This window comes from Vibrio sp. Vb0667, assembly GCF_033391095.1.
Genome location: NZ_JAWPOL010000020.1, coordinates 1 through 24,280 on the forward strand (window position 1 = coordinate 1; position 24,280 = coordinate 24,280).

Consider the following 24,280-nt stretch of genomic DNA (forward strand, 5'->3'; position numbering starts at 1 on the left):
TAAGTGGAATGATAGTATCCGCGCTCGCTTGAACAGTTCCTGTTTCAAGCTTTACCACGAACAACAAGGTCGCATTGTTGATTGTGAACATTTGATTTTTACTAATTTGAGAGTAAATACTATGAAATTCGAAGCAGTAGTACGTACTGAACTAGGTAAAGGTGCGAGCCGCCGCCTACGTCACGCTGGCAAATTCCCTGCAGTTGTATACGGCGGTGAAGAAGCAGCAGTAGCTATCGTTCTTAACCACGACGACATCGTAAACCAAATGGACAAGCCTGAATTCTACGAAGGCATCGTTCTAGTTATCGATGGCAAAGAAGTTAAAGTTAAGCCACAAGACGTTCAACGTCACGCGTTCAAGCCAAAAGTTGAACACATGGACTTCATCCGTATCTAATTCCCTACCAAGGAATTAATCGGATTAAATCCAAACCTTTTGCATAAAAGATAATCGGACTTACCAACCGAGACATCTACAAAATTTCAAAACCCCGGAGTCTTACCACCTCCGGGGTTTTACTATATTTGGCATATAGCATTTGATTTATGAACGGGCAATATACTTCACTAAAGTGAGATCGGTCAGCGTCATACTCTCAATCACTTCCGACTCTTCCTCTCCAGTACGCACAAAACCACACTTCTTGTAAAAGTTAAGCCCCTGTTGATTAGTATCCAGTGCTTTCAAACTGATCTGCATAACTGACGTAGAGAGCAAACGTGTCTCTAACTCATCTAACAGTGCACTTCCTGCTCCTTGCCCATAATGTAGCGGCGTAACGTAGCAACATGTCACTAATGCCGTTTTATCTTCGCTGGTGTGGTTAGGTAACTCGTAACTTAAAAAGCCAACAATTTCTCCTTGCCTCTCAACTACGATCAATTGGGCCAGTTGCTCCGTCATCACTCGCGCCCACATCCTTTCTCGACGCTCAATCGTAAACTGCTCTATGTAGCTCTTTGGCATTAATCCTTTATACGCCACCTGCCAAGAATCAACGTGTATCTTGGCGATTTGGGCTACCTCCTTTTTGAGTGCGTCCCTTACTGTGTATCTCATAAGCATCCTTTATTAGCGTTAACCATTTACAAATTCTTTTAACCCTACCCTTTAAACCAAAGCTCAAAGATTACAGCTACAGTCGCAACGCTTTACATTAATCCATTTCATTTTCATTAATTAAATGATAGTTCACATCATAATATTCGAAGAAGAACGATCCATTATTTACTTTTCATTTTGACTCATTAGGTTGAATCTATTTGTTTAAACACTCAAGTGTCAAATGCGGAATAAGCACGATAAGGTATCGGATGAGGATAAATAAACGATGCCTAAAGCATAAGGTTTCTAAACGATCGCAATTATAGTAAAGAGGTAAATACAATTTTTGATAGAGTTAGGCAGAATAAAGCCATGATCAAATGAGTTTAAGTTCTGTGCTGTTCATTATGCATACAAACCGAACCCCTCATCATTAGAGCGAAAATTTATAACGATTTGTGTCATACCTATTAGGGAAAACATAAACTTGGCAAAATTATCACCAAAATCAGCGTAATACTTCGCAAAAATGCGCATTGATTCACATAAACAACACACATTCAATTAACTACCTCACAAAAAATAGAGCTAGCTATATAAAATAAATACTAAATACCAATTCTGTTTATTTATAGACGTAGTTTGCAGGCTTATTAATTCATTGCTCCGATAGAAGTATAAATAAGAGATAGATCACTAAAGTTTCACATTAATTCCGTATATTTCACGCCGTAACAATAACAAAATCACAAAGAAAGGATCCCTTATGAAGTTTTCCAAATCTCTTTTGGTAGTGGCAGTGGGCGCTGCGCTAGCAGGATGCGGCTCAGACAGCGACAATTCTCCAGTAACCTGCGAGACTGCAGATTCTTGTACTAAGTTCACCGTTCTCCACACTAACGATAACCATGGTCGCTTTTGGCATAACAGCGACGGCGAATACGGCATGGCTGCGCGTCACACTTTAATCGAATCTATCCGCGCAGAAGTCGAAGCAAAAGGCGGTGAAACCATTCTTCTATCTGGCGGTGATATTAATACCGGTGTACCAGAATCAGACATGCAAGATGCGGTTCCAGACTTCGTAGGGATGAACCTACTTGGTTACGATGCAATGGCTGTCGGTAACCACGAATTTGATAACTCACTAGATATTCTCGATATGCAAGCCGAGCTAGCTGACTTCCCTATGCTGGCTGCGAATATCTATAAAAAAGATACAAACGAGCGTTACTTCGACCCTTACAAAGTATTTACTATCAACGGCCTTAAGATCGCTGTTATTGGTCTAACAACGCAAGACACTGCGAAGCTAGTCAATCCAGACAACGTATCAAACATCCACTTCGAAGACCCTCAAGTAGAAATCAAAAAGGTACTGAAGGAAATCGAAGAGAACGAAAAGGTAGACCTAGTATTTGCAACGACGCACATGGGTCACTACGAAGATGGTAAAAACGGTAGTGAAGCACCAGGTGACGTGAAACTCGCTCGCTCTCTTGAAGAAGGACAGCTAAACGCTATCATCGGTGGTCACTCGCAAAACCCTGTATGTATGGAACCAGGTACCAATGAGTATGCTGATTTCAAACCTGGGGATGATTGTGCCCCAGACCAACAAAAAGGCACTTGGATTATGCAAGCGCATGAGTGGGGTAAATATGTGGGTCGTGCTGACTTCGAATACTACGACGGCAAGCTTCACTTAGCGAACTACGCACTGATTCCTGTAAACCTTCTAGACGAAAACGATGAAGTTATCGGTGAACGAATTCAACAAGATGCAACAGTAAAAGCGTTACTACTGCCATACCAACAACAAGGTCAAGAGTTATTAGATGAGAAGATTTCTAATACGACGGGTAAGTTAGAAGGTGATCGTAACGTAGTTCGCTCTCAACAAACTAACCTAGGTCACCTACTCGGCGAGGCATACCGTACTTACAAAACGGTAAATGCTGACTTTGGTGTGATGAACTCTGGCGGCGTGCGTGATTCAATCCAAGATGGTGATATCACTTACCGTGACGTACTAACGGTTCAGCCATTTGGTAACTTCGTGACTAAAGCAACTATGACAGGTAAAGAAGTTAAAGAATACCTAGACGTGGTTGCGACGAAATCTGCAGGGTCTGGTGCTTACGCTCAACTAGATAACATCACTTTAGATGTAAATTGTGATGCTGGCTCAGTAACCATTACCGATATTAACAATAAAGGCTTCGATCTAAACGAAACGTACACATTCTCTGTAATCAGCTTCAGTGCTGCTGGTGGCGATAACTATCCAATCATCGATGTTCAATCTACACAGCTAACTGATGCATACGTTTTGCGCGAGTTCTTCGTAAACAACCCACAAATCTCTGCGGATAACTACGACAAGAACTTAGAGAACATCAAATACTTCAGTAATGGCCAACCAGTAAAAGGCTGTCCTGCAACTGGTAGCTAATACTCAACACCTTACCCCTGGCGCTAAGAGCTTTTACAAGCAATTTCGTCAGGGCTTTCCTTAAAACCGAAGCTTTGTGCTTCGGTTTTTTATTTTCGATAAATTACTGAAAACTCTCCACCTTCACAATATGTTCAAAAATTGTTCATTTGTGTTATTGACGCCCCTGTGTTGGGCTTCTATGTTTGATAAGGTCTTTTAAATATGCAGGTTCATCGGCTAAATTTCGCGAAACATTTTCAATCGCACAGTCAATGATTCTGAGAAAGATGTGAATGGCGTTACAAACACTGCTCTCAAACAATTTGTCTTTGGACTTCAAACGATGGTGATGTGCCTCCACGCGCACACTAATGAGCAGCGATCTGGACGTCAATGTGTTCAAACTGCTGCCATCGAGTTCTGGAGGTCAAAAATGAAACGAGCCAGCAATAGCTACAGACTCCAAATGATCAAAGAAGTAGTTACCCGTAGAGAGCGTGAAGCTTGTACGGATCCTATGGCGAGATACATTCATCAACTCATGGATGAACGCCCAACAAGTAAATTAGATGTTGAATTCAATCATCGATTTTCAGGAAATCACTTCGACGAACAAGCGGGAGGCTGGGTTAGCGACCGTTGGTCGATGAAATAACGCCAATTACCGCTTTATAGGGAAAATGGATAGGAGATTCCCGGTTCTTAAAGGACACCTTGCCGGACCGGGAATATGTAAAAGCCTAATCAGAACCGAAAGCGAAGGCGTAACCCCACAGACTGAACAAGAGTTCTAGAATAAGTCTTGTTGAGGCGATGACTCATCTTGAAGCTGTTCTGGCTTCGTCTTCCCTGCCAACATCTTTCTTCTGTACCTTTGACGACACAACTTAATAACGTGCAACTGCTGAGCGGGGGTTAAGTTAAGCCAATTAAACCTTTCCTCTCTCTTTCTCATACACCCCTTGCAATACCCTTTTTCATCGGAGGTACATACTCCAACACAAGGGCTTGGGACAGTAAAAAACTCCAGTTGCTCCATACTAAAACCGCTCTTTCCATATTAGGGCGTATTGGCCTAGTTTAAATAATGAGAAGATTAGTCAGCAACAAAACTTGCTATATGCTTCGTTATGTCAAAAACATACGAAACCATAACCTTATGCTGACAAAAACAGTGTTTTATTACTTATACTTACCGCGTTTATAAAAACGGAGTCTATAAAATGAAGCTTAGCCTAAAAACGTTAGTTACAGCAATCTCTCTCCCTGTTCTTATGACTGCTTGTGCTAGCAACGGTGATGATGTGAAAGAAATAACGGCTCAAGATTTGCAGCACCACAACTGGGAACTTGTTCAAGTTGATGGCAAAAATATCGTTCTAGACGAACACCAAAAAGCGGCTCGCCTAGAAATCGGTGAAAATCTAACCGCAAACGGCAACGCAGGTTGTAACAACTTCTTCGGTCAAGCCGAGCTGAAAAACAACCAACTACGCATCGAAAAAATGGGCATGACCATGAAGATGTGTATGGAAGATCAAATGAAGATCGAAAACGCAATGACACAAACACTATCTAACTGGAGCGATATCACGCTAACTACAGATGGTCTTGTTCTGAAAAGTGCCGATCACGAATTGACGTTTACACTACGTGACTGGGTAAACTAATCCCAACTAAGTAAACCAGATAGTATCTTAAAGCAGCCGAACGGCTGCTTTTTTTATATCGATGAATCGTTAGTCATGCATGCCAAAGTCATTTAAATGGCCAACTTTCTTTCTCTTTTCGCCCTCAATTCCATGCTTTAAACATCAATTTTGCTCTGTAAAACAACCTATTCATATCTCTGGGGACAATAATTTTCAATTACTTGAAAGAATATCCTCAAACAAACGGTCCGCTCCTAAAATGACACCAAATTTGTCCTTTCTTCGTTTTGCTTCACATTGAGAGTAATTCTTTGAATCAATGAGTGATTCCGTTTGGGATTGGCATTGATAATAGAGAGAGATGAATTACTATCCTTGTAACAGAGCGGAACGACTTGCGAAAACGTCAATAGAAACGAAAGCAAGCACCAAAAGACATAACACGGAATAGATATGAAAAAGCTACTCAGCAGCATTGGCATTTTAGCCACGACTTTTGCGACACCTTCTTTTGCCGATTCATCAGTGAATAGCGAATGGCAAAAAATCGAACAACAAGCCGACGGGCAATCCGTCTACTTTCATGCTTGGGGCGGAAGCCAAGAAATTAATCGCTACATACAGTGGGCGAGTAGAGAGCTAAAATCACGTTATAACGTGACGCTAAACCACGTTAAAGTAACTGATATTTCTGAGACCACTACTCGACTTATCGCAGAAAAAGCGGCAGGCAAAAACAGCGGTGGCAGTGTTGATATGGTTTGGATCAATGGCGAAAACTTCAAATCAATGAAGGACAACCAATTGCTATTTGGTCCTTTTGTCGAAGGTTTGCCAAGCTGGCAATATGTGGATAAATCTCTACCAATTGATGTGGACTTCTCCGAGCCAACAGAAGGTCTAGAAGCACCTTGGGGAGTAGGACAATTAGTGTTTATCCATGACGAGCAAACCCTCCATAACCCTCCAAAATCATTCGCAGAAATGCTGAGCTATGCAAAAGCGTTCCCGAATCGCCTGACTTACCCTCGACCACCAGAGTTTCATGGCACAAGCTTTATCAAAGCATTACTCATTGAACTGTCTAACAACGCCCCTGAGCTGCAACAACCAGTTACCGATGACACGTTTGAGCAAGTCACTCAACCGCTGTGGTCTTATCTAGATGAGTTCCATAAAGTCGCTTGGCGCGGTGGTAAGCAGTTTCCAGGCGGTACAGCAGAAACCCTTCAGCTACTAGATGATGGTCAGACTGACCTGGCGATTACCTTTAACCCGAACGCGGTTTTCTCTGCGCAGTCGAGCGGTAATCTTGCAGAGAGCACCAAAGCGTACGCAATGGACGCAGGAGCACTCTCAAATATCCACTTTTTAGCGATTCCTTGGAACGCAAATGCCAGTGCTGGTGCACAAGTTGCGATAAACTTTTTATTGAGCCCTGAAGCACAGTCTCGCAAAGGTAACCTAAACATCTGGGGCGACCCTTCGGTACTAAGCAACCAATACCTAACTGGTTCAGCCAAAAACACTCAACAATTCAAATCTATCGCTGAGCCACATCCAAGTTGGCAAGCGGCGTTAGAAAAAGAATGGTTGAAACGCTACGGGAATTAGTAAGAATCCATGTTAAGAGCGCTGTATTTAGTCATTATCGCAGTTTGTATTTTGCCTACCATTCCGGGACTACTTGGAGTGGTGGTCTCTGCGCTCGGTTATGTACCTCCTATCGGTCTACACCACTTTTCTTTTGATGGCTTCAATGCCGTCTTTGATTGGGAAGGTGTTTGGACATCCATCGGGCTTACTTTCTACTCCGCCATTTTCAGTAGCTACTTGGCTTGCTTCATCACGTTTGCCATTCTACAGGCGTCTTGGGGCAGCAAGTTTTGGCGAAAAATTGAAGTTAGCCTTTCCCCACTTCTCGCTATGCCGCACGTCGCGTTTGCAATTGGCTTTGCGTTCTTGTTTGCCCCAACTGGTATGGGCGTTCGTGTTCTCAACCAACTGTTTGGTTACGACCCGAATGCACAAACGGTGAATGACTTAGCATTGCTGATTAAAGACCCACATGCACTCGGTTTGGTCATCATGCTTGCGATTAAAGAAGTGCCGTTTTTATTGTTGATGAGTATTCCGATCCTTCAGCAATTGAAAGTCGATAAGGTTGAAAAAGTCAGTCACTCGATGGGCTACAGTTCGGCGCAAGTGTGGTGGAAATGCGTGTTCCCACAGTGGATAGCAAAACTGCGCTTTCCAATGCTGGCGGTATTGGCTTACAGTTTGTCCGTTGTCGATGTCGCCCTGATTATTGGCCCCACCAACCCGCCGACGTTTGCGGTTTTGGTATGGCAATGGTTTAACGATCCAGATTTATCGCTCCTACCAAGAGCGGCCGCTGGCGCAGTAATACTGTTTGCGATCGCAAGCCTTTTGATTGGATTTGCACGCTTAATGGAATGGTGTATTACCAAAGGCTTCAAACGCTGGCAGTACTCTGGTCGAAACGGGTTTCGTTTACCCGGTAAAACCCTATTTTCACTGGTCGCGCTACTTGCACTTCTAATGATTCCACTCATGGTGCTGTGGAGCTTTGCCCAACGTTGGCGCTTTCCAGATTTGCTCCCAAGCCGTTACAGCCTGCGTTTTTGGGAATACGAATGGCACAGTATTCTAGGGACTCTAGAACAAAGTATGTCAATCGCCCTAATCAGCGCGACTGTCGCGCTAGTTCTTGCTTTAATAGCACATGAGTATCGTCTCCGTTATCGCTGGCAGGTGCCCGGTTACATCATCGCCATCCCAATGCTGATTCCTCAGCTATCCGTGCTATTCGGTATGCAAGTAGTGACGCTGTACTTAAACAGTAATGCGTATTTCTTTTGGGTATGTTGGGCGCATATATTCTTTGCGTTCCCATTTATTTACCTCTCGCTAGACGGTCCGTGGCGCAGCTTCGATAACGGCTTAACTCGCGCCGCACTCAGCTTGGGTAAATCACCGATGCAAGCTTGGTTAAAAGTGAAACTGCCAATCCTCCTGCCTGCAATTGCATTCGCGTGGGCTGTCGGTATTAGTGTCAGCCTGGCGCAATACCTACCAACATTGGTGCTAGGGGCTGGGCGCATTAGTACCATCACAACCGAAGCCGTTGCACTATCCAGTGGTTTTGACCGACGTGTCACCGCTATTTACGCCATTTGGCAAGCTCTGCTGCCATTCTTGTTCTTTTCTTTTGCGATACTGCTTAGCCACTTGCACAGGAAGTATCGCCGCTTGTCTATAAAAGGTTTACTACTGAATGAGTCTTTGTCTCGAAAACCTCGCCATCCGTAAAACCAATGGCGACGCGCTTTTTTCAGCGTTCAACATGACCGTAGAAAAAGGTGAAATCGTTACCCTGATGGGGCCTAGCGGTTGTGGTAAATCCACTTTGTTGGATGCCATTGCCGGGCACCTATCCGCCGAGTTCAACTACTCTGGATCCATTACGCTTGATAACGAAAAGTTGGATGCCCTCCCTGCCCATAAGCGTCAGGTCGGTATTCTATTCCAAGAAGATTTGCTCTTCCCTCATTTAACGGTGTGGGAGAACCTTGCCTTCGCGCTACCAAACTCAATCAAAGGTGAAGAGCGTAAAGCTCACGCTATGCAAGCACTGAAGAACATTTCATTGACCAAACTAGCAGAGTCCTTTCCTGACCAAATTTCGGGAGGGCAACGTGCCCGTATCTCATTGACTCGTATGCTGCTAGCAAAGCCAAAAGTTGCGCTACTTGATGAGCCCTATAGCAAGCTGGATAAAAACCTGCGCGTGCAATTTCGCAATTGGGTGGTCGAACAATTGCAGCAAGCGAACATCCCTACTTTGATGGTAACGCACGATGAAGACGATATTCCTGATGGCAGCCGCTGCCTAAACTGGCCGTGGGAGACAAATCATGCTTGATAGCCTGAGTATAAAGCTCATCCGCAAACCGCTGGCACTCAGTGCGAAATATCTCGATAAATGTGGTATCACTGCAAATCAGACGACAGTGTTTGGTTTTGTACTTGGCTGTTTTGCCCTGCCGGCTTTGATCACCGAACAGTACTTGTTGGCGTTGCTGTTTATTTTGCTGAACAGAATCTGTGATGGGTTAGACGGTGCACTGGCGAGGATTCAAGGCATTACCGATGCGGGTGGTTTTCTTGATATCAGCTTAGATTTTTTGTTCTATTCGTTGATTCCTTTTGGCTTTGTGCTTGCCAACCCAGAGCACAATGCCGTTGCAGGCGCATTTTTGATTTTTTCCTTCATCGGCACTGGTAGTAGCTTTTTGGCTTTTGCCATCATGGCAGGAAAACAAGGCATCGATAATCCGGTATATAAAAACAAATCGCTTTACTACATGAGCGGCTTAACCGAAGGTACAGAAACCATTGGCTGCTTGGTTTTATTTTGTTTGCTACCGCAACACTTTGCCGTCATCGCGTATATCTTTGGCGCGGCATGCTGGTTTACTACTTTTACACGTATTTATTCAGGGTTTCATACGCTTAACGATCATTAATACTGCTTAGACAATCGCGTTTCCTTAAGGGACAGGCCGCTAAGCCACTGTTTTATAAAGCACCAAAACGCAGGTTAAATTGGGGTATATACTCTTTGAATGAAGAAACCATTCGGAGGCTATATGAAAAAACAGATCAATTTAGGCATGTTGCTCACCATTACTTGTGCGCTCGTGCTTGGCGGCTGTAGCTCACCTAACCCGTACGGAGATGCATACGGCTCATCCGACACTCGCAAAGTTCAGCAGGTTTACTACGGCACAGTAGAAAAAGTAGAACCCGTAACCATTGATGCCTCTACCCAATCCAATGCCATTGGCACCATCGCTGGTGCTGCCGTGGGCGGGATCTTAGGCTCAAAAGTTGGGGGCGGTTCTGGCTCGGATATCGCTGCCATTGGTGGTGGTCTATTGGGTGGCTATGCAGGCAGCAAAGCGGCTGAAGCAACCGCGAAAAGAAATGGCGTGAATCTGACCATTCGTTTAGAGGACGGAAAGATTATCTCTATTGTTCAAGAAGCAAATCCAAACATGATTTTCCAACCAGGCCAAGCGGTCCAAATCAATGTTTCTGGTAATGACGCCAGAGTCGTTCCTCGTTAATTCGGACGAACCAAACCTTTGGCCTGCTTTAATTCAAACACCTAATCCGCGCAAGCTTACATCACTGGCTTGTTAACTTGCGCGTTTCTTTTCGTATCAAACTTGATCGTCGTCAATGGAACATCAATCTCCCACACCTTTCGATGTTCAAATGACATCAAGTTGCTAGCATGAGCCCATTCCAGATAACTTTGGGCTTGTTATGACTCCGACTGTTGACCACGTATTCCTTAATATCGCGCTAAACCTCAGCTCAAATCGCTCTCACGAGCAGCAATATCAAAATCTCATTGATGGGGTCGCGCAAGTATTCCCATGTGATGCGAGCTGCCTGTTTATCTTCGATGAGGATGGGTTTCTAACTCCTGTCGCGGTAAAAGGCTTATCCAGCTCGGTCTTAGGTCGTCGCTATTTCCCCAAGGCGCACCCTCGCTTAGATGCCATTATTCATAGCCGTGAACCGGTGCGTTTCGATGCCGATTGTTCACTGCCGGATCCTTTCGACGGCACACTATTAACTGAAGACCAATGCATTGATGTTCACGATTGCATGGGCTTTAGCTTGTATGTCGAAGGCCAACTTGTTGGCGCACTAACGATGGATGCACTAACGGTGGGCGCGTTTGATGGCATCGATCCTGTCGCTATCGAAACCTTTGCGGCTTTGACCGCTGCGACATTGCGTAACATTGCTCAGTTAAAAGCGCTCAAAGCGCAAAACCAGAAGCAAAAAAGCGTCACTCAAACCCTTATCCAGCAAGCCCGTTCTCAACATGGTGAAATGGTGGGTTTGAGTCCACAGATCAACCAGTTACGAAACAACATTGCGACCGTTGCTCAATCAGATTACGCAGTACTTATCACAGGAGAGACCGGTACTGGTAAAGAACTGGTCGCGCACTCGGTACACGCGCAATCTCATCGTAGCGATAAGCCGATGATTTACGTAAACTGTGCGGCTTTACCAGAAGGTCTGGCTGAGAGTGAACTGTTTGGCCATGTCAAAGGCGCATTTACAGGTGCTAATAGCCACCGTGCCGGTAAGTTTGAACTGGCAGACGGTGGAACGATTTTCCTTGATGAAGTGGGCGAACTGCCTTTGATTTTGCAAGCAAAATTGCTGCGCGTAATTCAGCAAGGCGAGCTGCAACGTGTAGGTAGCGATCAGCATTTGATGGTCAATGTGCGCATCATCGCCGCGACCAATCGACAATTAGAAAAAGAGGTCGAATCTGGCACGTTTCGAGCTGACCTTTTCCACCGTTTGAACGTGTTCCCAATCCAAGTCCCCCCACTGCGTGCCCGTGACGGGGATATTCCCGTTTTAGCAGGATATTTGTTGGAAAAAGTACGCCAACAATTCAATGCACCCAATCTGCACGTTCATCCTAAAGTGTTGACTCAATTGGAATCTTCACCTTGGTACGGAAACGTGCGCGAGCTCGAACATACTTTAACGCGCGCGGCTTTGCACGCCATTCAACAAGGCGCAAGCACGATCATGCTTAACCATTTCGACACCTCATTGGCTCTCGGTGATGTAAAAAACACATCGCATTATTTACCCAAAGAAAGCCAACCAATGCGAGAACTGATAGAAAGCTATCAACGTGATTTAATTGAACATGCTTTAAGCCAAACTGGTGGCGTTTGGGCAAAAGCAGCGGAGTTTTTGCAAATGGATCGCGGGAACTTATATCGAATGGGTAAAAAGCTCGGGATCAATAAATAACCAACCACAAGAAGCCGATGTAATTAAGACATCAACCCCGTTGTCTTAATTACATCAACCACTCTCCTAAATCTGAAAAAATTCAATACAAATCAACAAGATAACAATTGGCACACATTCTGCTCTCTAGTGGTCAACATCACGACTATTAAAACAATCACTGGAGAACCCAATATGTTCTGTATTCAATGTGAACAGACAATTCAAACCCCTGCTGTTAAAGGTTGTTCTTTTGCACAAGGTATGTGTGGTAAAACTTCTGAAGTATCTGACCTTCAAGACGTGTTGGTTTACACACTGCAAGGGGTTTCTTTTTGGGCATCAAAAGCACTTGAATTCAACATCATTAACGATGAAATCAACCAATGGGCACCCAAGGCATTTTTCTCTACATTGACGAACGTAAACTTTGACCCTGAACGTGTCCTAGAGCTAACTTCTCAAGCGGCAACGTACAAAGCATTGCTAAAAGAGCAAGTAATGTCTGCTGCAACACTCGCCGATACCGAAGTTGCTGACATTCCTGCTGTTGCTCACTTTGAGCTACCAAATAGCGCAGAAGCGATCTTAGCTTTTGCTCCTCAAGTCGCGGTTAACCGTGGTAAGGACCAAGTACATGAAGATGTTATTGGCCTACGCCTACTTTGCCTATACGGCCTTAAGGGTGCCGCAGCATACATGGAGCACGCACGTGTTCTTGAGCAAACCAACAACGATATCTATGCCGAATACCATGAAATCATGGCGTGGTTGGGCACAGACCCTGAAGATCTTGGCGAACTACTTGATTGCTCAATGCGCATTGGCCTGATGAACTACAAAGTGATGGAAATGCTCGACCAAGGTGAAACAACGACCTTCGGCCATCCAGAACCAACCACGGTGAACGTCAAGCCAGTAAAAGGTAAATGTATTCTTGTTTCTGGCCATGATTTGCATGACCTAGAAAAAATCCTGCAACAGACTGAAGGCAAAGGTATTAACGTTTACACTAATGGTGAAATGCTGCCTGCACACGGCTACCCTGAGCTGAAGAAATACCCTCATCTCGTCGGTAACTACGGCAGCGCATGGCAAAACCAACAGAAAGAATTCGCAAACTTCCCTGGTGCAATCGTAATGACGTCAAACTGCTTGTTGAATCCAAATGTGGGTCAATACGCAGACCGTCTATTCACCCGCAGTATTGTTGGCTGGCCTGGAGTGGCTCACATCGAAGGTGATGATTTTAGCCAAGTGATTGAATGTGCTCTAGCGCAAGACGGTTTCCAACACGATGAAATCGAACACCACATCACGGTTGGTTTTGGTCGCAATGCACTGATGAACGCCGCCCCTGCGGTTATCGACCAAGTGAAGCAAGGCAACATCAAACACTTCTTCCTAGTCGGCGGCTGTGACGGCGATAAAGCAGAACGCAGCTACTACACCGATTTTACGGCTGAAGCGCCAGAAGACACGCTAATCCTGACCTTGGCGTGTGGTAAGTTCCGCTTCAACAAGAATACGTTCGGCGATATCAACGGCATCCCTCGCCTATTGGATGTGGGCCAATGTAACGATGCTTACTCTGCAATCCAGCTTGCACTTGCACTGGCGAAAGAGTTTGACTGTGACATCAATGAACTACCACTCACGCTTGTGCTTTCTTGGTTCGAGCAAAAAGCGATCGTTATCTTGCTAACGCTATTTGCATTGGGCGTGAAAGGCATTTACACAGGCCCTACTGCACCGGCATTCCTAACGCCAAACCTAATCGCCATCATCCAAGAGAAGTTCGATATGCGCAGTATTGGCAATGTTCAGGATGATCTAAAAGCCATCCTAGCAGCTTAATAAACTTGCTTGTTCGCGCCTCCTTACGCGGAGGCGCTCTCTATTTCGAACTAAAAATAGCCACAACCAAAGAGATTGTTATGTTTTTTGAATGGCAAGGTAACCAACCCGTCACACTCCGTTGCATCGACAAATACTTCGAAACACACGACACCGTCAGCATCAAATTGGCCGAACTAACCGAATCACTTCTGTTTCAGTTTAAGCCTGGCCAGTTTATTAACTTGGGCGTCGAAATTGATGGAAAAATGGAGTTTCGTGCCTATTCAATCAGCTCGATCAATGAAGACGATCACCTTCAACTCACCATCAAACGAGTATCTGGCGGTAAAGTATCGAACTACATCGTTGACTCGCTGCTGCTCGGTGATACCGTTCAAGCATTACCACCAACGGGCGAATTTAACTGCATTGACCATCCACCCGTTTTACGTGATGGCGAAACAAAAGCCTTGCTTATCAGTGCAGGTTGCGGCGTCACGCCCGTATTTTCGATGGCAAAACACTGGCTGAGTGAGCAAGATGAAAACGACAACGATGTGGACATCGCATTTCTTCATATCGCACGCAGCCCAGAAGAGACGATTTACTACGATCAGCTAGAAACGTTCGACGCTGTGTATCCCAACTTCCATTTAAAGCTGTTGCTTAAAAACCGCGAAGGAACGTCACACCCACAAGGTCGTTTGAATGCCGACTGGCTTAAAGAGCTTGTTCCTGATTTCAAACAGCGCACCGTTTACCTGTGTGGTCCAAGTCAGTTCATGCAAGATGTTCACGGCTATTTGAATGACCTTGGTTTTGACATGACGAACTTCTACCAAGAGAGTTTTACGCCAGCAACTGGCGCAGAAACATCGGTCTCCGATGAGACGGTTAACGTTTTTGTTCCTGATTTTGCTCAAAGCATCGATGCGCAAAAAGGTCAGGTACTGGCCGATGTGCTCGAAGGCGCAGGTTTACCATTAATCGTCGCTTGTCGAAGCGGAATTTGTGGCTCGTGCAAATGCAAGGTTCGTAAAGGCAACGTTTCTTCCACCAGCCTAGAAACATTGACGCCAGAAGAAATTGAACAAGGCTATGTGCTCGCCTGCTCATCAATCATCGAAGCGGATCTTGAAGTGCAGATCGGTTAATGCTGCTGGTATCGATCTTTTATTGTTTCCCGTCATTCCGACGAGCCTAGGCGAGGCCAGGAATCTAATATCAGCGTGTTAGGAATAACTCACTCTGATAATAGACTCTGAATCACACTCGCGTCTCGCTATTCAGATTGACGGGGTATCGCGGAGATGCCAGCCGTACTCAAACGGCTGGTATTATAGATAAGTACAACTTTCGTTTCGTCGTCATTGCTTCTCGCTAAACAGCAACACTTTCAATGCTGCTTCGCTGTCTACGTCCATAAACTCTGGTGGGTTATCCAGGCGCTCACGGAATGTCAACTCTGGCGCTTCTTCTTTCATGCTTTCAATCAAGAAGTCGCTTGTCACAGATGGTGAGTTCACACATGCCATCACTTGACCGCCTTCTGCCAACAAATCCGGCAATCGACGTAAAATCTTTTTGTAATCTTTAGTCAGCGCAAAGCTGCCTTTCTGGAACGAAGGCGGATCGATGATAATCAAGTCATACTGACCAGATTTCTTAATCTTACCCCACGATTTAAAGATATCGTGCCCCATAAAGCTTACCTGGTTGATGTTATGACCATTTAGCTTGTGGTTCTCACGACCTTTAGACAGCGACGCTTTTGCCATGTCGACGTTAACCACTTTATCTGCGCCACCCGCAATGGCAGCGACAGAAAAGCCACACGTGTAAGCAAACAAGTTAAGCACGTTTTTATGCTTCGCATTTTCCCGTACCCAATCACGACCGTAGCGCATGTCCAAAAACAGACCGAAGTTTTGGTTGCGGCCAATATCCAATTGGTATTTCAAACCGCTTTCTTCAACGACAGGGCGAGCGTCTAATTCACCGACAAGCACTTCTGAAGGCGCACCATCGGCATAACGGTGCTGAAGAACCATAGTACGACCTTGCTTGTCTGCCCACAGTGGTGATAGTGCCAACGCATTGAGGCCGCTTTTCAGCTCAGCGAGAAACGCGTCGTCGACTTCTTTAAACAAGTTGATGATCAACTGACCTTGTAACCAATCACAGGTAATTTGCTCTAAGCCCTCAAAACGACGGCCACGACCATGAAACAGTCGACGAATTTCGTTCGGAGCTTGCGCGAGCTCGGTTTCTAGATGCTGAAAAAACAGCGGAAGTTGTGATGCTTGCATCGAGTTCTCTTATTAGTTTTCTTTGTGACGGTTATTTGATCGTAGGCCAGTTCAGTTCCCAAGGGGAAAGCCAAGTATCCAAACCCTGAGAGACGATTTCACTGTGCCATTTGTTACCCAGCACTTGGTATTCTCGTGGGTCGCAAACAAAGCGATATTGCTCATCTCGGTATTGGAAGCAAAGTGAAAATGCATGCAGATAACCGCGATCAGCCTCATTGCCTGCATTGTAAATCGGGTCGCCAACAATACCTGAGCCAACCGATTTTAATGCCACGCGGATTTGATGCGTTTTACCAGTGTGTGGCTTACATAAAAATAGGCGCTCTCCGGGCTCTGCCGCAAGAGAGAAAAACTGGGTGACGGCTGGGTTATTTTTGCTGTTGACCAGCTTCCATGATGAACGGCGCGAACGCTCCATATCACCAACGACCAAACCTTGTTTCTTTTTCGGCTTTTTAGAGCCAATCGCCAGATAGAACTTTTCCACTTGGCGGTCAGCAAAAGCTTGCGATAACGCACTGGCCGCTTTGGCGTTGCGTCCGAGGAGCAGAATACCCGATGTCATTTTATCCAAGCGATGGATAAGATAGAGCTGCTGATCACCACTCTGCTTAGCCACTTCTTGCAGCAGCATTGTGTCGCCATCGTCTTTATGAACAGAGACGTTGGGATGCTTATTGATGATCAGAAAATCGGGATGGGTATGTAGAATATCGAACATAAAAAACTGGCTCCACGTTTGGAGCCAGCAGTATACATAAGTTATCGGACAAAGCTATCGAGGCTTGCCCCCAAGGTATTTGCTAAAGCTTCTTCGAGAAAATGCCAGCAAGACCAATGATTGCGATACCCAGCAGCATGATTTCACCTTTGCCACTATCAAAGCCAGACTTAATCCCCATGAAGGCAACAATAGCAATCGCAACAGGAATCAGGTATTTAACTAGGTTGTACCACAATCCAAATAGCGGGAAGGATACTTCGCCGTCATTAGTGATCTCTTTTTCTAGCTCAGCACGGCTTAGGCGCCATCCTGCAAAGATACAAACCAACATACCACCAACCGCTAAGAAGATTTTGTCCGTTAGCAAGTCGAAGATATCAAAGGCACCGGTACCAAACAGCGTTGGTCCCATTCCACCTAACGATAGTGACGCAAAAATACATAATGCCGCCATAACTGCACTTGCAGACAGAACTGCGTTAGAGCGCTTCATGCCTTTCTCGTCAATTAGGTAAGACACGACAACTTCCAATAGTGATACTGAAGAAGTTAATGCCGCCACCGTCAAACCGATGAAAAATAACAACGCGAATAGCAACCCAATCACACCGCCCATTTCAGCAAATAGCTGAGGAACGACAACGAATACAAGACCAGGGCCTGCCGCAGGCTCCATGCCAAAGGCAAACATTGCTGGGAACATAGCAACACCAGCAAGAATCGCGACACCAGTATCCATCGCTGTAACCATACCGGTTGTTTGAACTAGGTTCTCTTTCTTTTTCAGGTAAGAACCGTACGTCATCATACAACCCATACCTAAGCTAAGTGAGAAGAACGCTTGTCCTAGTGCAGCAAGAACCACGTTGCTGTCGACTTTAGAAAAGTCCGGCATGAATAAGAACTCAAGGCCAGCCATTGCACCTGGCAGCATCAAGCCTTTAACAGAAACAACGATTAGGATTAAGAACAGAAGCGGCATCAGAACCTTACCGGCTTTCTCAATACCACCCGAAATCCCTTTCATCACAATCATGACGTTAAGGAACAGGTAAACACCCATCCACATTAAAGGTTGAATCGGATCTGAGATGAAACCGCCAAAGCTGTCGCCAATTGCTTCTGGCGCGCTGAGTAGACCACCACCCACTTTAAAGATGTAGGCCAATGCCCAACCACCAACCACAGGGTAGAAGCCCATGATCAAAAGACCACTGAAGACTCCCATAACGCCAGTAAACGTCCAGCGTCGGTCAGTTGTTTTGAATGCACCTACGGCAGAAAGACCTGTCTTACGACCAATAGCGAACTCTGTCAGCATCACGCTAAAGCCGATAAAAATTACAAAGATAAGATAGATAGCAACGAATGCACCGCCGCCACTCTCACCTGCTGTGTAAGGGAATTTCCATATATTGCCTAAACCGACAGCGGAACCCGCTGCTGCCATTACGAAGCCTAGTTTAGACCCCCACGTATCACGTGGTGCTGCTGTATTAGTTGTAGCCACGCTTTTTCTCCAAAATTAGTTTGTTGTGTATGCATAGAGATAGGCGTCTAAAAAGTTTATGTAAAAATTATTGTACACTTATAAAATAAGCGTTCGACGCACTATGTCTAGAAAGTAAAGCAGCTCCCCTTTAAAATTGGAACCCCAAAAAAGTACATTTATCGCACAAGTGTCGAGTTACGCAGGTTAAATGCTGCTTTTTTGTTCAAAAGTTAAAGAATGACCTTATTTTTCACATTAAAATAACAGAATCAGCTGTTATGAAATTCGTTCCTCATATAAGGTCAATCCCACGTCTAAATGGGAAATCTATTCCCCCAACCCACTTTTATGCTTAATATCCTAGAAGGGCATATTACTCTGAGCGTATATGGACAAGTTTTATCACTTTCTTACTTTAGCTGGCATCGGGCTATATTGGTTACTGGTCGCAGGTGTGACCATTCGTGTCGTTTTAAAGCGCCGTGCAGTGAGCGTGTCTTTAGCTTGGCTAATGATCATTTATATCCTTCCCGTTCTGGGTGTCGCATGTTATTTCCTCTTCGGTGAACTGAACTTAGGCAGAAAACGAGCCGAACGTGCGAAAGAGATGTTTACACCATTCGAGAAGTGGTTCAGTCAGCTTAACGACTGTAACGCGCACAACCCAGAAACGATGGGAAGGCACATCTACCGAATTGATGAACTTTGTAACAACCGCCTTGGTCTTCCCGCATTGAGCGGTAATACATTGTCGCTGCAACAGTCACCTAATGAGATTTTGCATTCCATTATTGAAGACATCGAAAACGCGCAGAGCAGTATTCGAATGGTATTCTACATTTGGCATCCGGGTGGTTTGGCTGACTCTGTCGCTTCTGCACTTATCCAAGCGGCTAAACGCGGCGTAGATGTCAAACTATTGCTCGATTCAGCAGGTAGCCCGCGTTTTTTCAGAAGTCCTTGGTATCGAATGATGCAGGATGCTGGAATTGAAGTTATTCAAGCGCTAGAAGTGAAGATGTGGCGTATTTTCTTACGTCGTCTTGATCTTCGCCAACATCGCAAGATCATCGTAATTGATGATGAAATTGCTTATACAGGTTCAATGAACTTGGTTGACCCGGCTTACTTCAAGCAAAATAGTGGCGTTGGGCATTGGGTGGATATCATGGTTCGCATTACAGGACCAACGGTAAACGTATTGAGTGCCATCCACTGTTGGGATTGGGAAGTCGAAACTGGCGAACGTCATTTACCAAGACTACCTGAATGCAAGATCGATGAGAGTGAATTCCAACACCCTATTCAGGTTGTGCCTTCTGGCCCAGGTATGCCGGAATATCTGATCTATCAAGTATTAACATTGGCAATAAACCAAGCCAATCGCTCGGTACGAATCACAACACCATATTTCGTGCCCAATGCTGATTTACTCGAAACGTTAAAGATGACAGCACAACGAGGCATTAACGTTGAACTCATTATTCCCCATAAAAATGACTCTATGATGGTGCAATGGGCGTCACGCGCTTTTTATAGTGAGCTCTTGAGTGCAGGGGTCAAGATTTATGAGTTTTATGGTGGTTTGCTGCATACAAAATCTGTCGTAATTGACGACCAATTCTGTTTAGTTGGCACCGTAAACATGGATATGCGCAGCTTGTGGCTGAACTTCGAAGTGACCCTCGCCGTTGATGACGAAGAGTTCACCAAGCAAATGTCTTGGTTACAAGATAGCTATATTAAGCAATCTCACACTGTTGTATTGGAAGAATGGGAGAAAAGGAGCCTATTTTCTCGGTTCTTAGAGCGAGTGTTCTATCTCTTCAACCCACTCCTCTAATACCTCAAATACACAGGCTAAAAAACCTCCAGCGCAACATGCATCCTGCTGGAGGTTTGTTCTTTTAGCTCCCTATCTACACGATACCTCTCGACATCATTACCTGTTCATCTTGGCTGTTATTGGCTGATAGTTGACTTTTCCCTTGCATAACCTACGTCGTCCATGTTTTAAATATTCAAAACCGCAATATTTAAGACAGGGAACTTTTATGTCAGAGGGAAAAAAAACCAAACTCATTACCGCTGGCCGCGATAAAAAGTGGACAAATGGTGTTGTAAACCCACCCGTTCAACGCGCTTCAACCGTGGTATTCAATACCGTTGCAGAAAAGAACCAAGCCACCATTAATCGTGCAAACAAAACATTGTTTTATGGTCGCCGAGGCACCAACACGCACTTTGCTTTCCAAGACGCAATGGTTGAGATTGAAGGTGGAGCTGGTTGCGCGCTTTACCCTTGTGGAACGGCAGCAATTTCAAACGCCATCCTCTCTTTCGTTGAAACTGGCGATCACATTCTAATGGTGGACACTTGTTACGAACCAACTCGTGACTTTTGTAACACCATAATGAAGAAAATGGGCATCGAAACCACCTATTATGACCCAATGATCGGTGAAGGTATCCGAGACTTGATTCAGCCGAATACCAAAGTCCTTTTCTTGGAGTCTCCTGGTTCAATAACCATGGAAGTCCAAGATGTACCTACATTAGCGCGCATTGCCCACGAGCAAGATATCATCGTGATGCTTGACAACACATGGGGAGCAGGCGTGAACTTCTCTCCTTTCGAGCATGGCGTAGACATTTCCATTCAAGCGGCAACTAAGTATATTGTTGGACATTCAGATGTCATGCTAGGTACTGCTGTGGCTTCTGAAAAGTATTGGGATCAGCTTCGTGAACAAAGCTACCTGATGGGTCAGTGCGTTTCTCCTGACGACGCATACCTAGGTCTTCGAGGTATTCGCACGTTGGATGTTCGCCTAAGACAGCACGCAGAAAGCAGTTTAAAAGTCGCTCAGTGGCTCGCTTCTCGCCCAGAAGTTGATCATGTCCGCCATCCAGCTTTAGAAACAAGCCCTGGCCATGAGTTTTTCAAACGAGACTTCACAGGTGGAAACGGCTTGTTTTCATTTGTTCTCAAAACGTCTTATCCAAAAGCGACGACGGCTCTGCTTGATGGTATGAAACACTTCAGTATGGGTTACTCTTGGGGCGGTTATGAAAGCCTCATTCTAGCTAACGAACCTAAGAGCTTTAACAGCCTGAGAACCGTAGCTCACCCACACTTTGAAGGTACTTTGGTTCGTATTCATATTGGCTTAGAAGACGTAAATGACTTGATCGCTGATTTAGAGGCTGGTTTTGCGCGTTGTAATGCCTTAATGCTTGAAAAAGAAGCCTCTCTATAACAATGATTGAATCGCCCTGCATTGCGGGGCGTTTTTATAACCCTCTGACTTAATTAGAATTAACTAACATTCGCCCGAACCATTAATTAATGTTAATCATTTGTGTTGTTTTTCAATTGAGCAGTCACAGAATGAAATAATGTGCCATAAATAGGCTTTTCAAATTTAGAGTTTCTCTCCTACTTTTTATCATTCATAAGAGGTCATACCACAAGGAGATAGTTTTGAAACTCAAATTTATAGCGCTAATGCTTTTTACCTTAGTTACCGTCCCAATAACCTCCGTATACGCTGCAACAGGTTATACCCAAACCAAGTATCCGATTGTTCTGGTTCACGGTTTGTTTGGTTTTGATACCCTGGCAGGCGTTGATTACTTTTTCGGAATACCACATTCCTTAACAAAAGATGGTGCTAAAGTTTATGTTGCACAGGTATCCGCGACCAATAGCAGCGAAGTTCGAGGGGAGCAACTGCTTGCTCAAGTAGAAACCTTACTTGCAGCTACAGGCGCAGAGAAAGTCAATCTCATTGGTCACAGTCATGGTGGTCCAACAACGCGCTATGTTGCCTCTGTCCGTCCTGACCTAGTCGCATCAGTTACGAGTATAGGAGGCGTTAATAAAGGGTCTAAAGTAGCCGATTTAGTTCGTGGCACCGTATCTGAGGGTTCGGGGAGTGAGCAGCTCGCGGTAAAACTGGCGCAAGGTTTAACCACTCTTATTAATCTTCTATCAGGTGGTTCTGATCTCGACCAAGACCCTTTAGCCTCATTAGCAGCCTTGACCACGGAAGGATCATTGGCGTTTAACCAGCACTACCCAGAGGGAGTCCCTACCAGTGAATGTGGTAATGGCGACTTGCTAGCTTCAAATGGCGTTTATTACTACTCATGGACCGGATCATCCACTTTTACAAACGTTTTCGATCCGACTGACGCTGCCATGATGGTACTTGGCTTAGCCTTTGATGGGCCGAATGATGGCTTAGTTGGTGCGTGCAGCACACATTTAGGCAAAGTCATACGTGATGATTATCAAATGAACCATTTGGATGAAATTAACGGTCTACTCGGTATTCATCATCTTTTTGAAACCGATCCAGTCACGCTTTATCGCCAACATGCAAATCGTCTCAAACTTCAAGGTTTATAAGAGGTCATCACAATGAAGAAAGTCGCTCTCACCACTTTTATCCTGCTCTCGATATTTGGCGTGGGAGCGCTTTCTCTGTTGCAAAGCGACAAACAACAAGAGATAACCTCTAACCATTCGCCATCTCAGCAAGATATAGCCGCCGATGTCTCTTCCCCAAAAGATTTCTTCGAATATTCTCTTAGCCGGCTGGGCGAAGAAGATCTCGATACGATCAAAGCGGAAGTCAATGATGACACTTTAGCAAAGCAAACTCTGAATATTGATGCCAAACTTTTTCAAACCTACCTTTCCTACAAGCAAGCACTCTCTGCATTAGAGCCTTTTGAGCACAATCACCTAACGCTTGAACAGTTAACCATGCTGAATGAAGCAATACTGAACTTACAGCTTCAATACTTTAGCGAGGCGCAGATAACCCAATTGTTTGACGAAGAAAACCGACTTCGCCAACTTGCTTTAGAAAAGCTGACGATTAAAACACAGGCATCGGATATCGAGAGTCAAGAACACCTTCTCAATCAAGCGTTATCAGAACAACCGGATTACATACGAGAAAGTGAACGCAATAACGCATTAGCAAAGCAGCTCGAGCAAGCTTCTCAGCTTGATTCACAAGACAAGTACATCGCCCGTGTTGCTCTGGTAGGAGATGCCGGAGCGCAGAGGCTGCAAAAACTTGATGAGCAAAGAGAATCATTTGAGACTCAACTCGCCACTTACTTAAAGCAGCGTCAAAATATTCTGAATAGAGATTTTCTAGGGCAAGACGAAAAACAGGCAGAAATCATTGCTTTAAGAAAACAAAGCTTCGATGCCACTCAATGGCGTCGAATCGAAGCTTTGGAACGTATTCATGATAGCCAGAACTAACAACATTAGCTTAATAGCCAAACGTTACTTATTCTGCTTTTTAGGACATCCAACGATATGGTCATCCACCATGCCGACGGCTTGCATGAAAGCATAACAGATGGTTTCACCGACAAACTTGAAGCCTTTCTTTTTTAGGAATTTACTCATGGCTTTGGATTGCTCTGTCGAAACTGGCACGTCACTCATATGTTGCCATTGATTAATGATTGGTTCGCCGTCCACGAACTGCCACAACGCGTCTGATAAACTTCCGTATTCAGCAATTAACGCTTTGGCCGCTTTGGCATTACTGAAAACCGAGTTAATCTTTCCGCGATGCCTTACAACATCGAAGTTTTCCACGATGTATTCAGCGCGTTCTTCATTTCTTTGTTCCAACGCATCTAGATCGTAATTCTCGAACGCTTCTCTGTACCCTTCGCGCTTTTTAAGGATGGTGATCCAACTAAGACCAGCTTGCGCACCTTCCAAAGTAATAAATTCAAACAGGACTTGGTCGTCATATACTGGCACGCCCCATTCGGAATCATGATATTCGCGCTCTAATGGGTGATTCATCGCCCACGCACACGTTTTTTGTTCTGTCATTATTCTTCCTTAAAAAGCGCCTCTAACTGATGAG

22 protein-coding genes are annotated in these 24,280 nt (G+C 44.9%); 16 read left to right on the forward strand and 6 right to left on the reverse strand.

The genetic code is table 11. The features are described from left to right. Positions 1-121 precede the first annotated feature (121 nt). The gene (gene rplY, locus R8269_RS16545) at positions 122-400 is read left to right on the forward strand and encodes a 50S ribosomal protein L25 (RefSeq protein WP_005378066.1); all 279 of its coding nucleotides are present in this window, start codon (positions 122-124) and stop codon (positions 398-400) included. 147 nt (positions 401-547) lie between these two features. Here rplY and R8269_RS16550 read toward each other — a convergent pair whose 3' ends face one another. After that, a complete protein-coding gene (locus tag R8269_RS16550; RefSeq protein WP_033905116.1) occupies positions 548-1,063 on the reverse strand; it encodes a GNAT family N-acetyltransferase in 516 nt (171 codons plus the stop codon). A 751-nt stretch (positions 1,064-1,814) separates the two neighbouring features. Between R8269_RS16550 and ushA the strand changes: the two genes are divergently transcribed. Continuing rightward, the gene (gene ushA / locus R8269_RS16555) at positions 1,815-3,503 is read left to right on the forward strand and encodes a bifunctional UDP-sugar hydrolase/5'-nucleotidase UshA (RefSeq protein ID WP_042522004.1); all 1,689 of its coding nucleotides are present in this window, start codon (positions 1,815-1,817) and stop codon (positions 3,501-3,503) included. Positions 3,504-3,918: 415 nt separating this feature from the next. Then, positions 3,919-4,140, forward strand: a complete 222-nt coding sequence (locus R8269_RS16560) for a hypothetical protein (RefSeq protein WP_005386686.1) — start codon at positions 3,919-3,921, stop codon at positions 4,138-4,140. 135 nt (positions 4,141-4,275) lie between these two features. Here the strand turns inward: R8269_RS16560 and R8269_RS16565 are convergent, their stop codons facing one another. Continuing rightward, the gene (locus R8269_RS16565; protein WP_005378062.1) at positions 4,276-4,524 is read right to left on the reverse strand and encodes a DUF1289 domain-containing protein; all 249 of its coding nucleotides are present in this window, start codon (positions 4,522-4,524) and stop codon (positions 4,276-4,278) included. A 184-nt stretch (positions 4,525-4,708) separates the two neighbouring features. On the opposite strand from R8269_RS16565, the gene R8269_RS16570 reads away from it, so the two are divergent. The 9 genes from R8269_RS16570 to R8269_RS16610 all read left to right on the forward strand — a co-directional run bounded on the left by R8269_RS16570 (position 4,709) and on the right by R8269_RS16610 (position 14,994). Next, positions 4,709-5,155 carry an META domain-containing protein gene (locus R8269_RS16570; protein ID WP_042522007.1) on the forward strand — a complete coding sequence of 149 codons (447 nt, stop codon included), beginning with the start codon at positions 4,709-4,711 and terminating at the stop codon, positions 5,153-5,155. A 435-nt stretch (positions 5,156-5,590) separates the two neighbouring features. Next, positions 5,591-6,751 carry an ABC transporter substrate-binding protein gene (locus R8269_RS16575; RefSeq protein ID WP_042522009.1) on the forward strand — a complete coding sequence of 387 codons (1,161 nt, stop codon included), beginning with the start codon at positions 5,591-5,593 and terminating at the stop codon, positions 6,749-6,751. 9 nt (positions 6,752-6,760) lie between these two features. Then, a complete protein-coding gene (locus tag R8269_RS16580; protein ID WP_186584331.1) occupies positions 6,761-8,470 on the forward strand; it encodes an ABC transporter permease in 1,710 nt (569 codons plus the stop codon). Next, the gene (locus R8269_RS16585) at positions 8,436-9,083 is read left to right on the forward strand and encodes an ATP-binding cassette domain-containing protein (RefSeq protein WP_186584333.1); all 648 of its coding nucleotides are present in this window, start codon (positions 8,436-8,438) and stop codon (positions 9,081-9,083) included. The genes R8269_RS16580 and R8269_RS16585 overlap by 35 nt, the downstream gene beginning before the upstream one ends. Continuing rightward, the gene (locus tag R8269_RS16590) at positions 9,076-9,687 is read left to right on the forward strand and encodes a CDP-alcohol phosphatidyltransferase family protein (RefSeq protein ID WP_042522015.1); all 612 of its coding nucleotides are present in this window, start codon (positions 9,076-9,078) and stop codon (positions 9,685-9,687) included. Before R8269_RS16585 ends, R8269_RS16590 begins: the two co-directional genes overlap by 8 nt. Positions 9,688-9,810: 123 nt before the next feature. After that, the gene (locus tag R8269_RS16595) at positions 9,811-10,290 is read left to right on the forward strand and encodes a glycine zipper 2TM domain-containing protein (protein ID WP_005386695.1); all 480 of its coding nucleotides are present in this window, start codon (positions 9,811-9,813) and stop codon (positions 10,288-10,290) included. 202 nt (positions 10,291-10,492) lie between these two features. Next, a complete protein-coding gene (norR, locus tag R8269_RS16600) occupies positions 10,493-12,022 on the forward strand; it encodes a nitric oxide reductase transcriptional regulator NorR (protein WP_186584335.1) in 1,530 nt (509 codons plus the stop codon). 174 nt (positions 12,023-12,196) lie between these two features. Beyond that, positions 12,197-13,858, forward strand: a complete 1,662-nt coding sequence (hcp, locus tag R8269_RS16605) for a hydroxylamine reductase (protein ID WP_045626782.1) — start codon at positions 12,197-12,199, stop codon at positions 13,856-13,858. Between the two features lie 80 nt (positions 13,859-13,938). Continuing rightward, positions 13,939-14,994 carry a hybrid-cluster NAD(P)-dependent oxidoreductase gene (locus R8269_RS16610; RefSeq protein ID WP_104978993.1) on the forward strand — a complete coding sequence of 352 codons (1,056 nt, stop codon included), beginning with the start codon at positions 13,939-13,941 and terminating at the stop codon, positions 14,992-14,994. 213 nt (positions 14,995-15,207) lie between these two features. Here R8269_RS16610 and R8269_RS16615 read toward each other — a convergent pair whose 3' ends face one another. The 3 genes from R8269_RS16615 to R8269_RS16625 form a co-directional block, all read right to left on the reverse strand. Beyond that, entirely contained in the window at positions 15,208-16,149 is a 942-nt protein-coding gene (locus R8269_RS16615) for a class I SAM-dependent methyltransferase (RefSeq protein ID WP_054574036.1), read from the reverse strand. Positions 16,150-16,180: 31 nt separating this feature from the next. Continuing rightward, positions 16,181-16,873 (reverse strand): TIGR01621 family pseudouridine synthase, encoded by a 693-nt coding sequence (locus R8269_RS16620; RefSeq protein WP_054574035.1) that lies wholly within the window; start codon positions 16,871-16,873, stop codon positions 16,181-16,183. Between the two features lie 82 nt (positions 16,874-16,955). Further along, positions 16,956-18,326: a sodium-dependent transporter gene (locus tag R8269_RS16625; RefSeq protein WP_042522154.1), complete on the reverse strand. Its 1,371-nt coding sequence runs from the start codon at positions 18,324-18,326 to the stop codon at positions 16,956-16,958. A gap of 430 nt (positions 18,327-18,756) precedes the next feature. Here R8269_RS16625 and cls point away from each other — a divergent pair, with 430 nt between their 5' ends. From cls to R8269_RS16645, 4 genes are all read left to right on the forward strand, one after another. Further along, entirely contained in the window at positions 18,757-20,211 is a 1,455-nt protein-coding gene (gene cls / locus R8269_RS16630; protein ID WP_017820861.1) for a cardiolipin synthase, read from the forward strand. Positions 20,212-20,422: 211 nt separating this feature from the next. Further along, positions 20,423-21,628 (forward strand): cystathionine beta-lyase, encoded by a 1,206-nt coding sequence (locus tag R8269_RS16635; RefSeq protein ID WP_186584336.1) that lies wholly within the window; start codon positions 20,423-20,425, stop codon positions 21,626-21,628. 248 nt (positions 21,629-21,876) lie between these two features. After that, positions 21,877-22,782, forward strand: a complete 906-nt coding sequence (locus tag R8269_RS16640) for an esterase/lipase family protein (protein WP_005378107.1) — start codon at positions 21,877-21,879, stop codon at positions 22,780-22,782. Between the two features lie 12 nt (positions 22,783-22,794). Next, positions 22,795-23,655, forward strand: a complete 861-nt coding sequence (locus R8269_RS16645; protein WP_047100759.1) for a lipase secretion chaperone — start codon at positions 22,795-22,797, stop codon at positions 23,653-23,655. A gap of 24 nt (positions 23,656-23,679) precedes the next feature. On the opposite strand, the gene R8269_RS16650 is transcribed toward R8269_RS16645, so the two are convergent. Next, on the reverse strand, positions 23,680-24,246 hold the full coding sequence (locus R8269_RS16650; protein ID WP_017634671.1) for a DNA-3-methyladenine glycosylase I: 567 nt from the start codon (positions 24,244-24,246) through the stop codon (positions 23,680-23,682). Positions 24,247-24,280 lie beyond the last annotated feature (34 nt).